Source organism: Thiorhodovibrio frisius (assembly GCF_033954835.1).
GTDB lineage: Bacteria > Pseudomonadota > Gammaproteobacteria > Chromatiales > Chromatiaceae > Thiorhodovibrio > Thiorhodovibrio frisius.
Window position 1 is genome coordinate 4,032,501 of record NZ_CP121471.1, and the last position, 15,784, is coordinate 4,048,284.

The 15,784-nt window shown below is 60.6% G+C and carries 13 protein-coding genes; 5 read left to right on the forward strand and 8 right to left on the reverse strand.

Annotation, left to right across the window (positions count from 1 at the left end):
* Nucleotides 1–34: 34 nt before the first annotated feature.
* The gene (folK, locus tag Thiofri_RS18300) at nt 35–592 is read right to left on the reverse strand and encodes a 2-amino-4-hydroxy-6-hydroxymethyldihydropteridine diphosphokinase (RefSeq protein WP_009147441.1); all 558 of its coding nucleotides are present in this window, start codon (nt 590–592) and stop codon (nt 35–37) included.
* An 81-nt stretch (nt 593–673) separates the two neighbouring features.
* Nucleotides 674–1,693, reverse strand: coding sequence for a class 1 fructose-bisphosphatase (locus tag Thiofri_RS18305; protein ID WP_009147440.1), 1,020 nt, complete (start codon nt 1,691–1,693; stop codon nt 674–676).
* Between the two features lie 223 nt (nt 1,694–1,916).
* Between Thiofri_RS18305 and Thiofri_RS18310 the strand changes: the two genes are divergently transcribed.
* Nucleotides 1,917–3,182, forward strand: coding sequence for a D-alanyl-D-alanine carboxypeptidase/D-alanyl-D-alanine-endopeptidase (locus Thiofri_RS18310; protein ID WP_009147439.1), 1,266 nt, complete (start codon nt 1,917–1,919; stop codon nt 3,180–3,182).
* A complete protein-coding gene (locus Thiofri_RS18315) occupies nt 3,179–4,144 on the forward strand; it encodes a trypsin-like peptidase domain-containing protein (RefSeq protein WP_009147438.1) in 966 nt (321 codons plus the stop codon). Before Thiofri_RS18310 ends, Thiofri_RS18315 begins: the two co-directional genes overlap by 4 nt.
* Here the strand turns inward: Thiofri_RS18315 and Thiofri_RS18320 are convergent.
* Together Thiofri_RS18320 and Thiofri_RS24875 are read right to left on the reverse strand one after the other, a co-directional pair.
* Nucleotides 4,113–5,183: an FAD:protein FMN transferase gene (locus Thiofri_RS18320; protein ID WP_009147437.1), complete on the reverse strand. Its 1,071-nt coding sequence runs from the start codon at nt 5,181–5,183 to the stop codon at nt 4,113–4,115. The genes Thiofri_RS18315 and Thiofri_RS18320 overlap by 32 nt on opposite strands.
* Nucleotides 5,183–7,849, reverse strand: a complete 2,667-nt coding sequence (locus tag Thiofri_RS24875) for an SPOR domain-containing protein (RefSeq protein WP_407702914.1) — start codon at nt 7,847–7,849, stop codon at nt 5,183–5,185. Before Thiofri_RS24875 ends, Thiofri_RS18320 begins: the two co-directional genes overlap by 1 nt.
* A gap of 311 nt (nt 7,850–8,160) precedes the next feature.
* Here Thiofri_RS24875 and Thiofri_RS18335 point away from each other — a divergent pair, with 311 nt between their 5' ends.
* From Thiofri_RS18335 to Thiofri_RS18345, 3 genes are all read left to right on the forward strand, one after another.
* Nucleotides 8,161–8,970, forward strand: coding sequence for an undecaprenyl-diphosphate phosphatase (locus tag Thiofri_RS18335; RefSeq protein ID WP_009147436.1), 810 nt, complete (start codon nt 8,161–8,163; stop codon nt 8,968–8,970).
* A 270-nt stretch (nt 8,971–9,240) separates the two neighbouring features.
* Nucleotides 9,241–9,954, forward strand: a complete 714-nt coding sequence (gene ubiG / locus Thiofri_RS18340; RefSeq protein ID WP_009147435.1) for a bifunctional 2-polyprenyl-6-hydroxyphenol methylase/3-demethylubiquinol 3-O-methyltransferase UbiG — start codon at nt 9,241–9,243, stop codon at nt 9,952–9,954.
* A gap of 115 nt (nt 9,955–10,069) precedes the next feature.
* Nucleotides 10,070–10,840, forward strand: coding sequence for an SDR family NAD(P)-dependent oxidoreductase (locus Thiofri_RS18345; RefSeq protein ID WP_009147434.1), 771 nt, complete (start codon nt 10,070–10,072; stop codon nt 10,838–10,840).
* A 34-nt stretch (nt 10,841–10,874) separates the two neighbouring features.
* Here Thiofri_RS18345 and mobB read toward each other — a convergent pair whose 3' ends face one another.
* From mobB to Thiofri_RS18365, 4 genes are all read right to left on the reverse strand, one after another.
* Nucleotides 10,875–12,083 (reverse strand): molybdopterin-guanine dinucleotide biosynthesis protein B, encoded by a 1,209-nt coding sequence (gene mobB, locus Thiofri_RS18350; RefSeq protein WP_009147433.1) that lies wholly within the window; start codon nt 12,081–12,083, stop codon nt 10,875–10,877.
* Between the two features lie 217 nt (nt 12,084–12,300).
* Nucleotides 12,301–14,643 carry a type IV pilus secretin PilQ gene (gene pilQ / locus Thiofri_RS18355; protein ID WP_009147432.1) on the reverse strand — a complete coding sequence of 781 codons (2,343 nt, stop codon included), beginning with the start codon at nt 14,641–14,643 and terminating at the stop codon, nt 12,301–12,303.
* A gap of 19 nt (nt 14,644–14,662) precedes the next feature.
* A complete protein-coding gene (locus Thiofri_RS18360) occupies nt 14,663–15,199 on the reverse strand; it encodes a pilus assembly protein PilP (RefSeq protein ID WP_009147431.1) in 537 nt (178 codons plus the stop codon).
* A complete protein-coding gene (locus Thiofri_RS18365) occupies nt 15,196–15,768 on the reverse strand; it encodes a type IV pilus inner membrane component PilO (protein ID WP_009147430.1) in 573 nt (190 codons plus the stop codon). Before Thiofri_RS18365 ends, Thiofri_RS18360 begins: the two co-directional genes overlap by 4 nt.
* Nucleotides 15,769–15,784: the final 16 nt, after the last annotated feature.

The window sequence follows — 15,784 nt, forward strand, 5'->3', positions numbered from 1 at the left end:
AAAAAACGGGCTTGTTCAGCGCAATCGCCATAGGTCACGGCAGCCCTGTTTCATCCAACACCTGCGCCATAGGCAAGCGTTCGATAATCTGCTGGTAGCGAATTCGCCCGCACTGATCAGCCAAGCGCTCGCCCGTCCTTGGGTCGCGCAACTCAGGCGCAATTTCAACGAGTGGCAACAACATAAAGTCGCGCTCGAGCAGACCGGGGTGGGGCACGCACAGGTCCGCGTCTCGGTGCTGTTCGGCGCCGATCAGCAGCAGATCGATATCCATGGTGCGCGCGGCGTTGCGACGGGAGCGCTTGCGCCCGAGCGCAAGTTCAATCCGCTGGGTGCGTGTTAGCAACCTCCGCGCGGAAAGATCGGTTTGCAGCGCCACCGCCAGATTGAGGAATTCCGCCTCGGTCACGCCGCCCCAGGGGCTGGTGCGGTAGAGGCTCGAGACCGCGACCATGGCCACCCCAGGGAGCGCGCGCAACAGCGCAAGACTGCGTCTGACATTGCCCAAGGGGTCGATATTCGAGCCAATGGATAGATAGGCCATGCGCTCGCTCGCCGACTGCGGCGGCGCGAGCTGGTCCGGGCTATTCATCTTAATGGTGGAGCGCCTTGGCCCGGTCCGAGCGCCGGCGATGCCGACCCTCCTGACCCATGGCGAGACTTGCTCTAGAGGTTAGCTGGTGGCTTCCTCGTGGTACTGACGAATGCGCTCGACCTCGTTGCGCGAGCCAAGAATGACCGGCACCCGCTGGTGCAGGTCTTCCGGCTGCAGTTCCATGATGCGCTCCTGCCCGATGACGGAACCGCCGCCGGCCTGCTCGACAATAAAGGACATGGGATTGGCTTCATACATCAGGCGCAGCTTGCCGCCCTGCCCTTTGGAGCGAATTTTCGCGTCCATCGGATACATGAACACCCCTCCTCGAGTCAGAATCCGATGCACCTCGGCCACCATGGAAGCGATCCAGCGCATATTGAAGTCCTCACCGCGCGGCCCCTCCTTGCCAGCCAGGCACTCATCGACATAGCGCTTCACCGGCGCGTCCCAGAAGCGCATGTTGGAGGCATTAATGGCAAACTCCCGGGTATCGGCCGGAATGGTCATGTTCGGATGGGTCAGAATAAACTCGCCGATGTTCTGATCCAGGGTAAAGCCGTTCACACCCTTCCCGGAGGTCAGCACCATCATGGTTGAGGGACCATAAAGTGCATAACCCGCCGCCACCTGTTGGGTGCCAGCTTGCAGAAAATCTCGCACCGTGGGTTTCTCTGCGCCGCCCGGGCACTTGAGGATGGAGAAAATGGTCCCGACCGAGACATTCACGTCGATATTCGACGAGCCGTCGAGCGGATCGAAGGTGAGCAGATACTTGCCGCGCGGATACTCATCCGGAATATGGTAGATGTCATCCATTTCCTCAGACGCCATGGCGCCCAGATGGCCAGCCCAGGCATTGCACTGCAGAAAAATATCATTCGACAGCACATCGAGCTTTTTCTGCGTCTCGCCCTGCACATTCTCGCTACCGGCGCTCCCCAGGGCGCCCACCAGCGCGCCATGATTGACCTGATTGGAGATCATCTTGCACGCTGTCACAATGTCGTTCAGCAAGGCGGTGAAGTCGCCGGTCGCGCCTGGCGCACGGCGCTGCTCTTCGCTGATAAACTGAGTGATGGTCGTTCCGTGTGGCATGGTGTTAAAACCTCTTGAGTGAAACCATAAACGGCCAAAGCAGCCCGCAGGCCATCAGCCGGTGCAAAAACCACGCATTATAGTCACTTTTTCGGTTAGGTTCGACGCCAGGATGCAACGGTGAACCTCCAACGAGGCTGCATCCAACCCGAATACATGTGCATCCGACCGACAATTCTGCTTCGCGCAAGCGCACAACCAGCCCCGACATGAAGAGACCCCGATGAATCACAACAAGACTCGGCATGACCGCCACTTTGACACTGGGTGCGACACTGGGTGCGGCACTGGGCGTCGTTCCGCCCTCGTGCTCGCCTTCAGCGCGCTGCTTGCCTGGGCACCCCTGAGCCTGGCCGGCCCCATTGAGCAAGTGCTCGCAATGGACCAGGCAAGCCTGGTCGTCGGGCCCGCCAGACAACGCCTGATCAGCCGCCACGCCAGCGAGCCTATGATCCCCGCCTCCACCATGAAGCTGGTCACCGCGCTGGCGGCTATCGAGCGCTGGGGGCTGTCGCATCACTTCACCACCGAAGTGCTGGTCGATGGCAATCAAAGGCTGTGGATCAAAGGCAGCGGTGACCCTTATCTGGTCGCTGAGGAACTCGACCTTCTGGTCCAGGCGCTCAAGGCGCGCGGGCTGAACCGGGTGCGCGGCCTCGGGCTCGACGACGGGCTCTATGCGAGCGACTTGCGCGTTCCCGGACGCTCGCGCAGCAATAACCCCTATGACGCGCCGCTGTCGGCTCTGGCGGTCAACTTCAACACAGTCAATTTATCCATCGGGCAAGCCGGCATTCGCAGCGGCGAGCCGCAAACTCCGCTAACAGCCACTGGCCGGCGCATGGGTGCCGGACTAGCGGGGGGCAAACATCGCGTCAATCTCGGCACCCGAGCCAGTGCGCTCAGCTATTTTGGCGAAGTCTTGACCGCCAAGCTGCAACAGGCTGGCATTCAGGTCGAGGGCGATGTGCTCATGGGCTCGGTGCCCGCAAGCGCCAACCGGCTGCATCTGCATGCCAATAGCCGAACCCTGGAGCAAGTCCTCCGCAGCATGCTTGAGTATTCCAACAACTTTGTCGCCAATAACCTGTTCTTGCTGCTTGGCGAACAGGCCGGACAGACCAGTTTTGCGCAGGCGCAGCGGCACATGGAAGATTGGGCGCGAAGGAAGTTCGGCTGGCGGGATTTCCGTATCGAGGACGGCGCCGGGCTGTCGCGCGGCAACCGTCTGAGCGGCGAGCAAATGATTGAACTCCTGGGCGCCCTGGCCGACTATCGCCAGTTATTGCCAGAGCAGGACAATGAGCCCCGAGTGCGCGCCAAGACCGGCACCCTGAGCGCAGTGAGCTGCTACGCGGGTTTTGTCGAGCGCCCGCAGGGCTGGGTGCCCTTTAGCCTGATGATCAACCAGGCCGCGCCCTATGACCTGCGCCGGCGCCTGGCGCAGGCCCTGGCGGACACGCCGACCCTCGCACGCCCAGCACGATGACCCAGCCAGTCGTCGCGGCTAGTCTTTCGGGCGTGTCCGCCAATCGCAAATTGACTGAAAACCCCGCTCGCCGTCGCCTGCGGGCGAAACACACAGGCGTGCTGCTGCTATCATTTCTCGTCTTGACCGCATCCGGCTGCCAAACCACCAATCCGGCAGCCAGCGCGCAAACACCGATGCCGGAAACGTCAGCGGCCCTGTCCGCGCCCGCGCTGATGCCCGACGTCCTCTATCGCAAGGCCCGAGGTGGCTATCCCTCGCTCGCGCCTATGTTGGCGCGCATCACTCCGGCGGTGGTTAATGTCTCAGTGGTCTCGGAGGTCAAAGTCGAAGACCACCCCTTCCTGCGCGATCCAGAATTCCGCCGCTTTCTCGAGCACTTCGACATCCCGCTGCCACCTGCGGGCGGTGGCACCGAGAAACGCGGCAGTGTAGGTTCCGGCTTTCTGATCGACGGCCGTCGCGGCCTGGTGCTGACCAACGCGCATGTCATCGAGAACGCAACCGACATCACCATCACCTTGAAAGACAGGCGCAACTTCAAAGCACAGCTGGTCGGGCGTGACCCTGGCTCTGATACCGCCCTGCTGCGCATTCCACCGGTGGCTATCGACGGGCTGCGATGGGGCGACTCCAAAGCCTTGGAGGTCGGGGATTTCGTCATTGTGATCGGAAATCCCTTCGGGCTCGGTCAGACGGTTACCTCGGGCATTGTCAGTGCGCTCGGGCGCTCCGGCGTCGCTGGCGACCGACTCGGGGATCTGATCCAGACCGATGCCTCCATCAACCCTGGTAACTCCGGTGGCCCGCTGATCAATCTCGCCGGCGAAGTAGTCGGCATCAACTCCGCCCTTCTCGGCCCCAGCGGCGGCAATATCGGCATTGGCTTTGCCGTACCGAGCAATCGAGTCAGACAATCCCTTGCCCGCATCATGGCGCGGACGGATTCGGCGATTCGCTAGCACCCGCGATGCGCTCGAAGGCGCTGCTCATGTGTGCCTGATAACCTGACTCCAAGCGCTCGATGAAAAAGGCCGCAATCCCCTGCTGTTCGGCCAGCGCCAGTCCGTCCTCCGGTCCTAGCACCAGCAACCCGGTGGCCAGCGCGTCGGCGCGCATGCAACTTTCGTCCAGCACCGACACCGACGCCAGCAGATGATCGACCGGGCGTCCCCTGTGGGGATTGATGGTGTGAGAATAAAGCTTGCCATCCTGCTCGAAGAAATTGCGGTAGTCGCCCGAGGTGGCCATGGCGATGTCGTTGAGACGCACCACGCGGAACACCGCGCGCGTGCTGCTCTCCGGGCGCTCGATAGCGACACGCCAGGGCCGTTCGGGATGCTGGCCGGCGGCGCGCAGCTCGCCGCCCACTTCGACCAGATAGTCACCAAAACCGCGCTCTGCCAACACCTCGGCCAAACGGTCCACCGCATAGCCCTTGGCGATGGCGGAAAGATCGACATAGAGCTCGGGCTGAGTCTTGCACAGCGCTGGCGGGTCAGCGCGAACAGCAAGCTTGTGGTAGCCCGTCACCGCCAGTGTCTTGGCAATCGCCTCGGGCGTCGGTATCCGATCCGGATGAAACTCAGGCCCAAAGCCCCACAGATTGACCAGGCGCCCGACAGTGACATCAAAGGCGCCATCACTGAGCCGGCTGATCCGCCGCGCCTCTGCCACCACCTGTGCCAGTTCCGGTGGCACCGCAAACCAATGGGTTGAGCCCGACTGGTTGAAGCGCGACAGGCTGGAGTCGGGGTCATAGGTCGACATTTGCGCATTGATGCGCGCCAGTTCGTCCGCGATGGACTGCTGCAGAGCGGCAGGGTCGATATCTGGCGGCGGATTGGCCAGTTGCACCGAGTAGGTGGTCCCCATGGTCCGCCCTTGGAGTTCCAGCACCTCGGCCTGCTCGTGCCCGCTACAAGCACCGAGCAGCAAGAGCGCAAGCACGATGATCACTAGGCGGATTGTTACCTCCGATGGCGGGAAGGCTAATGCCATCACTGCGCCGCGCCGGGGTTAAACAGGGTCAGCTCAGCGCCGGGATCGAAGCGGCGCGGCCAGGCTTTTGGATATTTGCGGCGCGCCTCAAGCAGATCATCCGACACCTCTTGATTGGTCGAATACAGCCCCTGAATCACCGCGATCATTTTCCCGTTCGGACCAGAACGAAAGAAATACAGCGACTGGCCATCGGCGCTTTTCTCCCGCGCCAGCTGCCGCGCACTTTCCTCAAGACCAAAAGCGCCAAGCTGAATGCCGTAGCGCACGGAGTTCAGCACCAGACTGTTGCTCGCAGGGGTCAGACTCAGCATGTCCGAACCCTCAGAAGGCGTCGAGGCATTCGCATCCATACCCGAGGTGTCGGCGGATGGGACTGGAGTCTCTGCCGCCCCCGCCTGCTGCGCATCAGTCTGGACCGCCTCCTGATTGTCTGGTGTTCCAGTCACCTCGGCGGCGGTGGGCGCGGAACGGAGATCTGCTGGCGGCGCGTTCTCGAGCGGCGGCTGATTCGCCAGCAACTCGGGCGTCCCCGACAAGGGCTCAGCCGGAGCTTGCGGGAAAGCCGGGTTGCCCCCCGAAGAGATGGCAGGCGCACCTCGGTTAAAGCCGGCAAAGTACTCGGTCAGAGCAGCGGCCTGTTGCTCGAGTCGGCTTAGACGCTGATCCACAGCCTCAAAGTCGCCTTCAATGGCAGCGAGGCGGCCTTCAACTTGTTGCACCAGCTCGGGGGTCTGTCCTGACGCTGCCGCACCTGTTGTTGCTGTCGCGCCCGCTCCCGCGCCGAATAACCACCAACCAAGCCCGAATAAGCCCAAGGCCAAAGCGGTGACCGCGCCCAAGCCCATCATCATGTGGCGCTTGAGTTGCTTGAGTTCACCGCTCCAATTCGGGTGAGTAGGCGTCTTGAGTGGCGCTTGGGTTGCGCTCTCGGGTGAGGGCTCGCCTTCCAGGCTAACGGGTGGCGGCTCTTCAGTCAGGCTGCCCGGAGACGGCTCCGAGGAGAAGAGATCCTCCTCGGGCTCCTCGGGAGCTGAAACGACCACGTCCTCTGCGGCAGGCGGTGCTGACGGCGCTTCCTCTGCGGATAACGCCTGGGCAAAGGTCTCTTCAGCCGTCAGTGCTTCAGGGCTCGGCGCATCCTGCGATGACGGATCACCTAGGTGATCCATGGCCTGATCCTGGCCATGGCCCTGGTCCAGATCGGGGACATTATCAATCGGCTGATCCCTGGGCGCGTCATCACGCTGGTCGTCGAGTTCATCGAAAACATCGGCCAACTCCTCGGCCTCGGCGAGGTCAATGGCATCATCTTCTGAAGCCATTGCAGCCGTCATCGCCGAAAGATCTTGTGGCATGCGGCTATCATCCGCGCCCCTGGCGTCGGTGACCTCGTCTTTTGGTTGCGCCATGGCTGCATCCTCCTGCGGCTCGACTTGGGTTGGCTGTGGCATCGGTTCCGGCTCGGATGCGGGCGGGGATAAGGGTGCGTCATCCTGGTCTAATCGCGAATCATCAGGCACCGCCGGCACTTCCGGCTTATCCATGCCCGTCGCGGCAAATAGCGCAGTGGCAACCGAGGCAATTTCTGCCTTGTCAGACGCACTGACGAACGGAGCCTCTGGTTCAACAGTTGCCGTATTTTCTGGCTCTTGTTCTGGCTCTTGTTCTGGCTCAGGCTCAGGCTCAGGCTCAGGCTCAGGCTCAGGCTCAGGTTCGGGCTCAGGTTCGGGCTCCGGCTCAGGTTCGGGCTCCGGCTCAGGTTCGGGCTCCGGCTCAGGTTCGGGCTCCGGCTCAGGTTCGGGCTCCGGCTCAGGTTCGGGCTCTGGCTCAGGTTCGGGCTCTGGCTCTGGCTCAGGTTCGGGTTCCGGCTTCAGTTCCGGCTGGGACTCTAGTTCTGGCTCAAGTTCTGATTCCAGCTCGGCCTCTAGTTCCAGATCGAGTTCTGATTCCAGCTCCGCCTCTAGTTCTGGCTCGGACTCTGGCTCAAGTTCTGGCTCAGGTTCTGGCTCAGGTTCTGGCTCAGGTTCTGGCTCAGGTTCTGGCTCAGGCTCTTCTGCCGAATCTCCTTGATCGGGCGCTGAGCCGTTAAGATACTCTGCCAATTCCTCTTCCGCTCGCTCGCGCAGGGTTGAGAACTCCGCGAGCGTCTTTTGTGCATGAATCAGGCGCTTGTCAAGACGCTCAAAGCGGGTTTGATCCTGCGGATCGGTGGCAAAATCGTCCGCGCCGTTAATCAGCATCCGCACCTCGAGCCGCAGGGCCGCGAGCCCGCACTGCATGCTCGGCAAGGCGGCAATGCCGGTTTCGGACGGCACCGGCACGCCGCTGGCGTCGCTCTCGGCCAGGCCGGCGGGAACCAGTGCCGCCGGCAAGCGCGCATCATTGTCGATGACTTGTTCGAGCGCGCGCTCGGCGGCATCGACAAAGGCATTCAGACGCGCTGTCATGGCATTTTCATTGACGAAAGCGGCTGAATCAGAATCAAATGCCCCGTCCCGGTCGCCACCAGAGGGCTCGGCTCTGGGTAGCTCGGCGCGACCGCGCAGCATATTGAGGCCCGTCATGACACGCGCAACGGTCTCGCCGCTTGTCGCCGGTTGGGCCGCCGCGTCTGGCTCTTGGTTTTCGTCCTGCATTTCAGACCCCACGGGCTTGTCGCTCACTCAAAGCAGTCGCTTGCATTCTATACCGAAACCCTTTGAAATTTCGGCGCGTTTTGGGCCAAGTGACGGCCACGAGGGACGCCGTGAATACATCCCTATTTGCATCTAGAGAGGCTACTTCCTGGCGGCGTCCCTGATCCGATCAAGGACCGCCGAGACCCCCGTGGCCGTCACCCGACCGAAAACCATTCGTTTGCGATTGGTATCTACCCATCATCAATGCGTTTTAGCCCCGATTGTCATGGGCATTGCGAATACAATAGGCTATTTAATGGGCGACTTTTAGCCTTCAGCACAAGGATCATCATCCCATGGATCTTAGTCAGATCACGCTTTTGAGCCTGGCCCAGGGCTTGACCGAATTCCTGCCAATTTCAAGCTCGGCCCATTTGATTTTAGCCCCTTTGCTATTTGGCTACGAACTCCAGAGCCTGGCCTTCGATGTCGCCGTGCATCTGGGCACCCTGTCTGCCGTGATGCTCTATTTTCGCCGTGAGCTGATTGGCATGACGGGCGCCATGCTCGGACGCGCCCAGCATGCCCAGGCGCAGCAGGAGCGCCGCCTGGGTTGGTTGCTGGTGGTCGCCACCCTGCCGCTGTTGCTGCTTGGGCTGCCGCTCAAAGCCTTGCTGGAAGTCTTGCGCGAGGACGAGCACTTGGTCGCCCTGGTGATTGCCGCCACGACCATTGGTTTTGGTCTGCTCCTGTGGCTGGCCGACTGGCGCGGCCGGCGAGTCAAGGACGAATACGCGCTCGACTGGAAGGCGGCATTGGCCATCGGCTGCGCCCAGACGCTGGCCATTATTCCTGGCACCTCGCGCTCGGGCATCACCATGACCGCCGGCCTGATGCTCGGCCTGACACGCGAGGCCAGCTCAAGATTCTCCTTTCTGCTGTCGATTCCAACTATTCTGCTCGCCGGCATGGTGGAAACCCGCGAGCTACTGGCCAGCCCGACGCCAGTGGACTGGTTGGCGTTAGGTGTCGGTGCCATGATCTCCGCCCTGGTGGCCTATGTGACCATTCACTTTTTCCTGCGGCTGATCGAGCGCATCAGCATGCTGCCCTTCGTGCTCTATCGCTTGCTGCTTGGGGGAATCATTCTTTTCCTAATTCTGTGATCCTGCTGTCATCTTGCTGCAGGAACCTCGCAGCTGTGATGGCTGCTGTCATAGCGGCAGCCAAGACACTCAGATTTTCACACCGATGACCAGAACCCCTGTGGACAAGCCGTCAAAGACTTGGCTTTTTCGATAATTATGTGCGCCTTCCAACTGAGTGCTTATTTTTCGATCAAATCGGGACGCTGCCGACTCTTGGGGTTTGTGCCAAACTATGGGCCAGCCAACCGTCAGACCGCAAAAAACTACCGCTAGAGAATTCCAATACTTATGACGCAAGCAAGCGCGAACGTGGATCACGCCGAAATCAGCAAGTTCGAGCAACTGGCCGCGCGCTGGTGGGACCCGGACAGCGAATTCAAGACCCTGCACGACATCAACCCGCTGCGCCTAGCCTTTATCGAACGCAAGGTCGAACTCCAGGGCAAACAAGTGCTGGATGTCGGCTGCGGCGGTGGCATTCTGTCCGAGGCCATGGCAGCGCGGGGGGCCAAGGTGACTGGCATCGACATGGGCGAGATGCCGTTGCGCATTGCCGAGTTGCATACGCTTGAGACCGGCGTGCAAGTCGACTACCGTCAGACCTCGGCCGAGGCCCTGGCCGAGGAAACACCCGCAAGCTTTGATGTCATCACCTGCATGGAGCTACTCGAGCATGTGCCAGAGCCTGCCTCGGTTGTGCGCGCTTGCGCCCGGCTGGTGCGACCTGGCGGATATCTGTTTTTCTCCACGCTCAACCGCAACCCCAAGTCCTATCTGTTCGCGGTGCTGGGGGCTGAGTATCTGCTAAACATGCTGCCCAAAGGCACGCATGACTACACGCGTTTTCTGCGCCCATCTGAGCTGGCGCGTTTTGCCCGCGCCGCCGACTTGCAAATCGATGAGATTAGCGGCATGACCTACAACCCACTGACCCAGGTCTACCACCTTGACTCCAAGGATATCTCGGTCAATTACCTGCTGAGTTGCCAACGTCCGGCCTGAGTTTTTTCTGCCCCCAGCACCAAGGTTTGACCTAGCCTAGCCTAATCAGTCAGGCTCAGGTCCACCTCCATCCACCCATATCCATGACCGCCCTGTCCCGCAAGCCTCTGTCGCAATGAACCCAAGCACCGATTCTTCCCCTTCCTCCTCCAATCTGCTCGCCGAGCGCGTGATTCTGATCACTGGCGCCGCCGAGGGTCTCGGCCGTGCGGTCGCCCTGGCTTGCGCCCGCCATGGCGCCACCGCAGTGCTGGTTGACTACGAGGACACCGACCTCGACGGCCTGTATGACGAGATCGAAGCGAGCGGCGCGCCCCAGCCGGCCAGTTTCCCGCTTGATCTGGAAAAAGGCGACGAGACGCTCTTCACCGGTGCTGCCGACACCCTAGGGAACGAGTTCGGGCGCCTCGACGGCATCGCCCATTGCGCCGCCTTCGCGCCCTATCTGACGCGCATTGATGACTATGAGTTAAAGGACTGGGAGCGGGTGCTGCGAGTGAACCTCACCGCCCCCTTTTTGCTCACTCAGGCTTGTCTGCCGCTGTTGCGCGCAGCACCGGACCCTAGCGTGGTGTTCGCCGCTGATCGCGTCGGCCGCCAAGGGCGGGCTTACTGGGGCGCCTTTGCCGCAGCCAAATTCGGTCTTGAGGGGCTGATGCAGGTGCTGGCGGCGGAGAATCAAACCGAGCAGCCGATTCGTTTCAACAGCCTGGACCCTGGCATTCTGAACACCGCCATGCGCCGGGTGCTCTATCCGGGAGAGAATCCCGGCAACAACCCGCCTCCCGATTCGGTTACCCCGAGCTTTTTGTATCTGCTTGGGCCCGAGAGCTGCGGTGTGAGTGGAGAGATGCTGACCGCACCCTGCCATGCAGGGGCCAATTAACCTGCCCCGACAAGCGCCCTGGCTTTCAGGAATCTTAAGAGCACCCGCAGGACTGGGAGGCCCCGCCAGTCAGCAAATGCTTGATTTGCGCCGAATGCTCCAGCGCGCCCGTCCAGCGGTAGGCTTCGCGCAGGGTTCGGCCCCAGGCATACACACCATGACTAGACACCATAGCAATCGGGGAAGCGCTCAGCGCCGATGACACCCGCCGAGGCACATCGCGGATGTAGTCCTCGAAGCTGTCGGGTATAGGCACGATCGGCACCTGAGAGAAATAGTGCTTGCCCTCAAAATCCACCGGCATGAAGCCCCCCCCGGGGCCGCAACTTGCTGCAATCGAATAAGGACCGTGGCTGTGCAGAATCGCCCTCGCCTCGGGCTGGTTCAAATAAACAAGCTGATGCAGCAGGCTATCAAATGACGCGCCCTCGGGTATGGGGCCACTTAGCGGACAGGCCACCAGCTCATGAGGGGAAAGATCATCGCCGCCGGCACCGGTGGGGGTGATCAGAAACCCATTGTCTGTGCGCACCGAGGCATTGCCCGATTGCGCATCGTTATAGCCATGGCGCCGCAACAGGCCATAGTAAAACACCAATTGCTCGCGCGGATTGGATGGCGCGCAGGCAGGGGATAGGTCATGGAAAGAGCGGGAAGGCGCGGGAGATTCACTGGCGCTCAGACCGACGCGCGGGTGATTCAGAATGAAATCGGCGATCACTTCCGGCTCGCCAAGCGCAAGCTTCGGCAAACTGCCCGGCACTTGTTCGGGCGCGTCGGTCGCCACGGCAATCAGATCGGGATCATCAAAGCGCGAGAACGCCAGCCCAGAGGCAGTCCGATGCACCGCAATGCGCGGGAAGGACGCACCATGCCAGCCTTCAATCAGCACCAGGTCGGTGACATGCGGGTCAAAACGCGACAGCAGGGAATCGAACAGCCGGGGGGCGTCTTGGCCTGTTGCCGAGGCCGCCCGATGTTCTGCCCGCTCACTTTCGGGCAAACCCTCCTGCATCAGGGCCCAGCGCCGGGAGGAAGCGATCAGCACGGCGCTCGCGCCGGCCTCGCGCAACAGGTAACTGTCCTTACCTGGAGTGTCGAGATCAAAGCCATGATGGGCGTGCTTGAGGTAACCCAAGCGCAGACCGCGCGCGCGCAGCACCGGGAGCAGCCGCGTCAGCAGGGTGGTCTTGCCGGTCCCGCTAGGGGCAGCGAAACCGACGTGCGCAACGGCTCGACTCATTCGGAACAATCCCTATCCGTCGCCATTCGCCTGGCAAATGGCATCCCTGGCAAGAGCGTCACCATGCCCTTGAGACGCGTTAGATGGCAAAGGTAGCAACTCAACGAATCCAGCCGCCCTGCGACCAAGGGTCTTGTTGGACCCTTATTTAATGATTGTCTGTGCACCGCTCGCAGGCTGGGACACTTTTCCGCAGCATCACCAGTCCGCTGCACCACTAGCCCCCAGCCAGGCCACCTTTGAGAATTTTTGGCGTCACAAAGATCAGAAGCTCCGAGTTGATCTCCCGACGACCCGTTGTCTTGAACAGATTTCCCAGGACGGGAATATCCCCCAGCCAAGGCACCTGTTCGCGACTAAAGGTCTTATCGCCTTCAAACACCCCACCAAGAACAACGGTTTCGCCGTTATTGACTAAGACCGAAGTTTCCACAGATCGCGTATCGATCGGCGGAACACCGTTTCTTTCTCTCGTGTAATCCGGATTATCTTTGTTGACCACGAGATCCATGATAATGCGATCATCGGGCGTGATCTGCGGAGTGACGTCCAGTTTCAACAGGGCCTCCTTAAAAGCGACGGTCGTTCCGCCGCCAAGACCACCGGCCTCTTGCTGATAGGGAATCTCCTTGCCCAGTTTGATCGTCGCCTGATGCCCATCCGAGGTGACCACCCGAGGGGCGGAAACGATCTCGCCGCGACCTTCCGTCTGCATGGCCGACAATTCGAGCTGCAACAGATGCGAACCGACTTTTCCGAGCAGGAAGTTCACCGCGCCCGAGGGAGTGCCGGCGGGGAGACTGACCATCAACCCCGCCGCATCATTTTCCGTAATGATAGTGGAATTCACCGGTGAGTCAGGCGCTCCGTAAATGCCCATGAACCCTCCCATGTCTAGCGTACCGCTATCATCGATATTGCCTTGCTGCGAACCGGAAATCATCAGCTCGTTGCTCCCAATGTTACCCATCGACCCCGATACACCAAACCGCACCCCCAAATCCCGCGAGAAGTTGTTATCCGCAATCACCACGCGTGACTCGACCAGCACCTGTCGCACAGGGATATCCAGTCGCAATACCAGTGCGCGGATTTCCTCGAGCTTGTTGCCGGTATCCTGCACCAACAGCGTATTGGTGCGCTGATCGACGGTGACGGCGCCGCGCTCAGATAGAAGGTTATTGCCCTCGGATTTGATCAGGGACGCGAGATCTCCTGCCTTGGCGTAATTGACCTGAATGAACTCGGAGCGCAGCGGAGCAAGCTCCTCAATCTGCTGGATGGATTCAAGCTCCAGTTTCTCCTGGGCGGCAATTTCCTGGGTCGGCGCGACCATGACCACATTGCCAGTCTGGCGCATGGACAAACCCTTGGTCTTGAGCACAATGTCCAAGGCCTGATCCCAGGGAACATTTTGCAGGCGCAGGGTAATGTTGCCGCGCACGGTGTCGCTGGCGACCAGATTCAGGCCGGTGAAGTCGGCCAGCAACTGGAGCACGGCGCGCACTTCGATATCCTGGAAATTCAGCGACAAGCGGTCGCCATCGTAGACGACCTTGTCGCGCTCGAGCTGTTCCTTCTCAGCCGGCGTCAAGGCGCGGAATTCGACCGTGAAGAGGTTGTCGCTTTGGTAGGCCAGATAGTCGTAGTCCTCGGTGGTATCGATCTTGACCTGGATGTCCTCACCCTCGGCGCGCGACTCCACCGCGACCACGGGAGTGGCAAAGTCAACCACGTCGAGCCGGCGGAACAACCGCTGCGGCAGCTGGGTATTGCCGATATCCACCACAACAGAGTCACCTTGTTCGCGCACATTCACCGGCGTACTGGCCGAGGGCAGACTGATCAGCACCCGCCCGGCACCATCGGCGCCGCGGCGAAAGTCGATATTCTTGAGCGCGGCACGGCGGTTGGATGCTGCTTCGCGCCCGAAGCGAGAGGTGCGCAAGGCGCCGATCTGGCGCGGCATTTCAGGTGCGACCTCCGCCGGCGGAATTAGGTCTCCGGTGGCCGCGGTGTCGGCTGTTTCTCCTGCTGGGGAGTCACCAGGTCGCAAATCCTCATCGGCAAGATCCACTTCCGTCACGACATCCGCAGCAGGCATATTCAGGCCGACAATAATGCGGTTTCCATCGGTTCTGAGCTTGTAAGGCACCGCATCGGCCAGATTCAGCACCACCCTGGTGCGACTGCCGGCCTGAATAGCGTTCAGACTCTGGGCGACGCCAATCCCGATCGGCACTTCCTTGCTGGTCAGATCGGTGGTGACATCGGGCAGATCAATGGCGATGCGCGCCGGATTGTCGGTGGCGAAATCCGTTGCCGTCGGCGGTGTGCCCGAGAAGATCAGATCGACCTCGACGGCATTGCCCGGCAAGGACGAGAATTCGACATCCTCAAGCAGCGTCGCCGCCCCAGCTGCCAGAGGCAACAACAGGCCGAACAGTAGGAAGGGCCGAAGGACAGGCCGGCTACCATCAAGGCACGCGCTGGCGGCACCTCGAAAACGCCTGCGTTCAAACCCATGGGTTGAGTGTATCTCTGTCTTGCGTCTGGTCATGGCGAAAATCTCCGGTCGATCATTCGCTGAGCTTGATCGAGGCTTGGCGTTCAACCCATTCGTTCACACCCTCGTTGATGAGTTCCATCAACTGGATGCCCTGCTGACTGATACTGGTCACGCGACCATAGTTGCGCCCCAGGTAGTTCCCCACCGTGACCCGATGCAAAATACCGTCCGGAGAGGTGATCAGGCCCCAGTTCGTATCGTTCTGATCCAGGGTTCCGACCATGCGCAGGGAGTCGAGCGAATACTGCTCAAGCACCTCTTTGCTCCTAAGCGGGTCCGGCGCGGGGCCTGTGCCGTTGGCGCTTTCGGGTATGACCGCCTCCGCGCTCTGCTCGTCCATCACAAAGGGACTGCGCCGGCCATCGGGGTCGTAAATAAAGTTCTCCACCTGCTTAATCTGCGGTACCGGCTCCAGCGGCGGTGCGGGCTTTTGTTTGGCATCGTCAACAAAGCCCTGCACTTCCCACAGATTGGCATCACCACAGGCGGCAAGACCGAGCGTGGCACTCAAGGCCGTCGCAAAGACAAGGCGGGCTGGAATCCTCATTGCAGGGCGTTCTCTTCCAGGTAGCGATAGGTCTTGACGGTCGCGCTCAAACTATCGCCGTTGGTGGAAATATTGTGAATGGTCACAATTCGCGGCAAAGCCGCTAGGCCACTGACAAACTCGCCGAACTGGTGGTACTTGCCAGTGACACTGATCTGAATCGGATATTCGGCGTAAAAGTCCCGTTTCTGTTCGCCCGTGGGCTTAAAAAATTGGAATTCCAGCCCAGCAGCAAGGCCCGTTTGGGAGACATCGATCAATAGATCATCCACCTCGGTCTCATTCGGCAGCCGCTTGAGCAGCGCGCCGAAGGATTCGTCCATCTCGGCCAGCTGCATCTTGTAGGCATCGAGATTGGCGGCCTTTTTCTGCTTTGTTTCAAAGGTTTGCTTCAGCTCGCTTTCCTTGCGCTGGGCCGCCTCGAGTTGCTCGATCTGCTTGCTGGTGTTGAAGTGATACCAGCCATAGCCGATGCCCGCGCACAACAGCACAATCAACACTGCCTTGACCCCAATGGGAGCCTCACCAAGGTTGTTGAAATCGATTTCGTTGAGTTGATTGATATCCATGCTGTCACTCGCTGCG

Excerpts from the sequence above, each read along its gene's own strand:
- Thiofri_RS18335 (WP_009147436.1), top strand. The coding sequence starts at position 8,161 with ATGGATCTTAGTCAGATCACGCTTTTGAGCCTGGCCCAGGGCTTGACC.
- pilQ (WP_009147432.1), bottom strand. The coding sequence starts at position 14,643 with ATGACCAGACGCAAGACAGAGATACACTCAACCCATGGGTTTGAACGC.
- Thiofri_RS18315 (WP_009147438.1), top strand. The coding sequence starts at position 3,179 with ATGACCCAGCCAGTCGTCGCGGCTAGTCTTTCGGGCGTGTCCGCCAAT.
- Thiofri_RS18345 (WP_009147434.1), top strand. The coding sequence starts at position 10,070 with ATGAACCCAAGCACCGATTCTTCCCCTTCCTCCTCCAATCTGCTCGCC.
- ubiG (WP_009147435.1), top strand. The coding sequence starts at position 9,241 with ATGACGCAAGCAAGCGCGAACGTGGATCACGCCGAAATCAGCAAGTTC.
- Thiofri_RS18310 (WP_009147439.1), top strand. The coding sequence starts at position 1,917 with ATGAATCACAACAAGACTCGGCATGACCGCCACTTTGACACTGGGTGC.
- mobB (WP_009147433.1), bottom strand. The coding sequence starts at position 12,083 with ATGAGTCGAGCCGTTGCGCACGTCGGTTTCGCTGCCCCTAGCGGGACC.
- Thiofri_RS18320 (WP_009147437.1), bottom strand. The coding sequence starts at position 5,183 with ATGGCATTAGCCTTCCCGCCATCGGAGGTAACAATCCGCCTAGTGATC.
- Thiofri_RS18360 (WP_009147431.1), bottom strand. The coding sequence starts at position 15,199 with ATGAGGATTCCAGCCCGCCTTGTCTTTGCGACGGCCTTGAGTGCCACG.
- Thiofri_RS18365 (WP_009147430.1), bottom strand. The coding sequence starts at position 15,768 with ATGGATATCAATCAACTCAACGAAATCGATTTCAACAACCTTGGTGAG.
- folK (WP_009147441.1), bottom strand. The coding sequence starts at position 592 with ATGAATAGCCCGGACCAGCTCGCGCCGCCGCAGTCGGCGAGCGAGCGC.
- Thiofri_RS18305 (WP_009147440.1), bottom strand. The coding sequence starts at position 1,693 with ATGCCACACGGAACGACCATCACTCAGTTTATCAGCGAAGAGCAGCGC.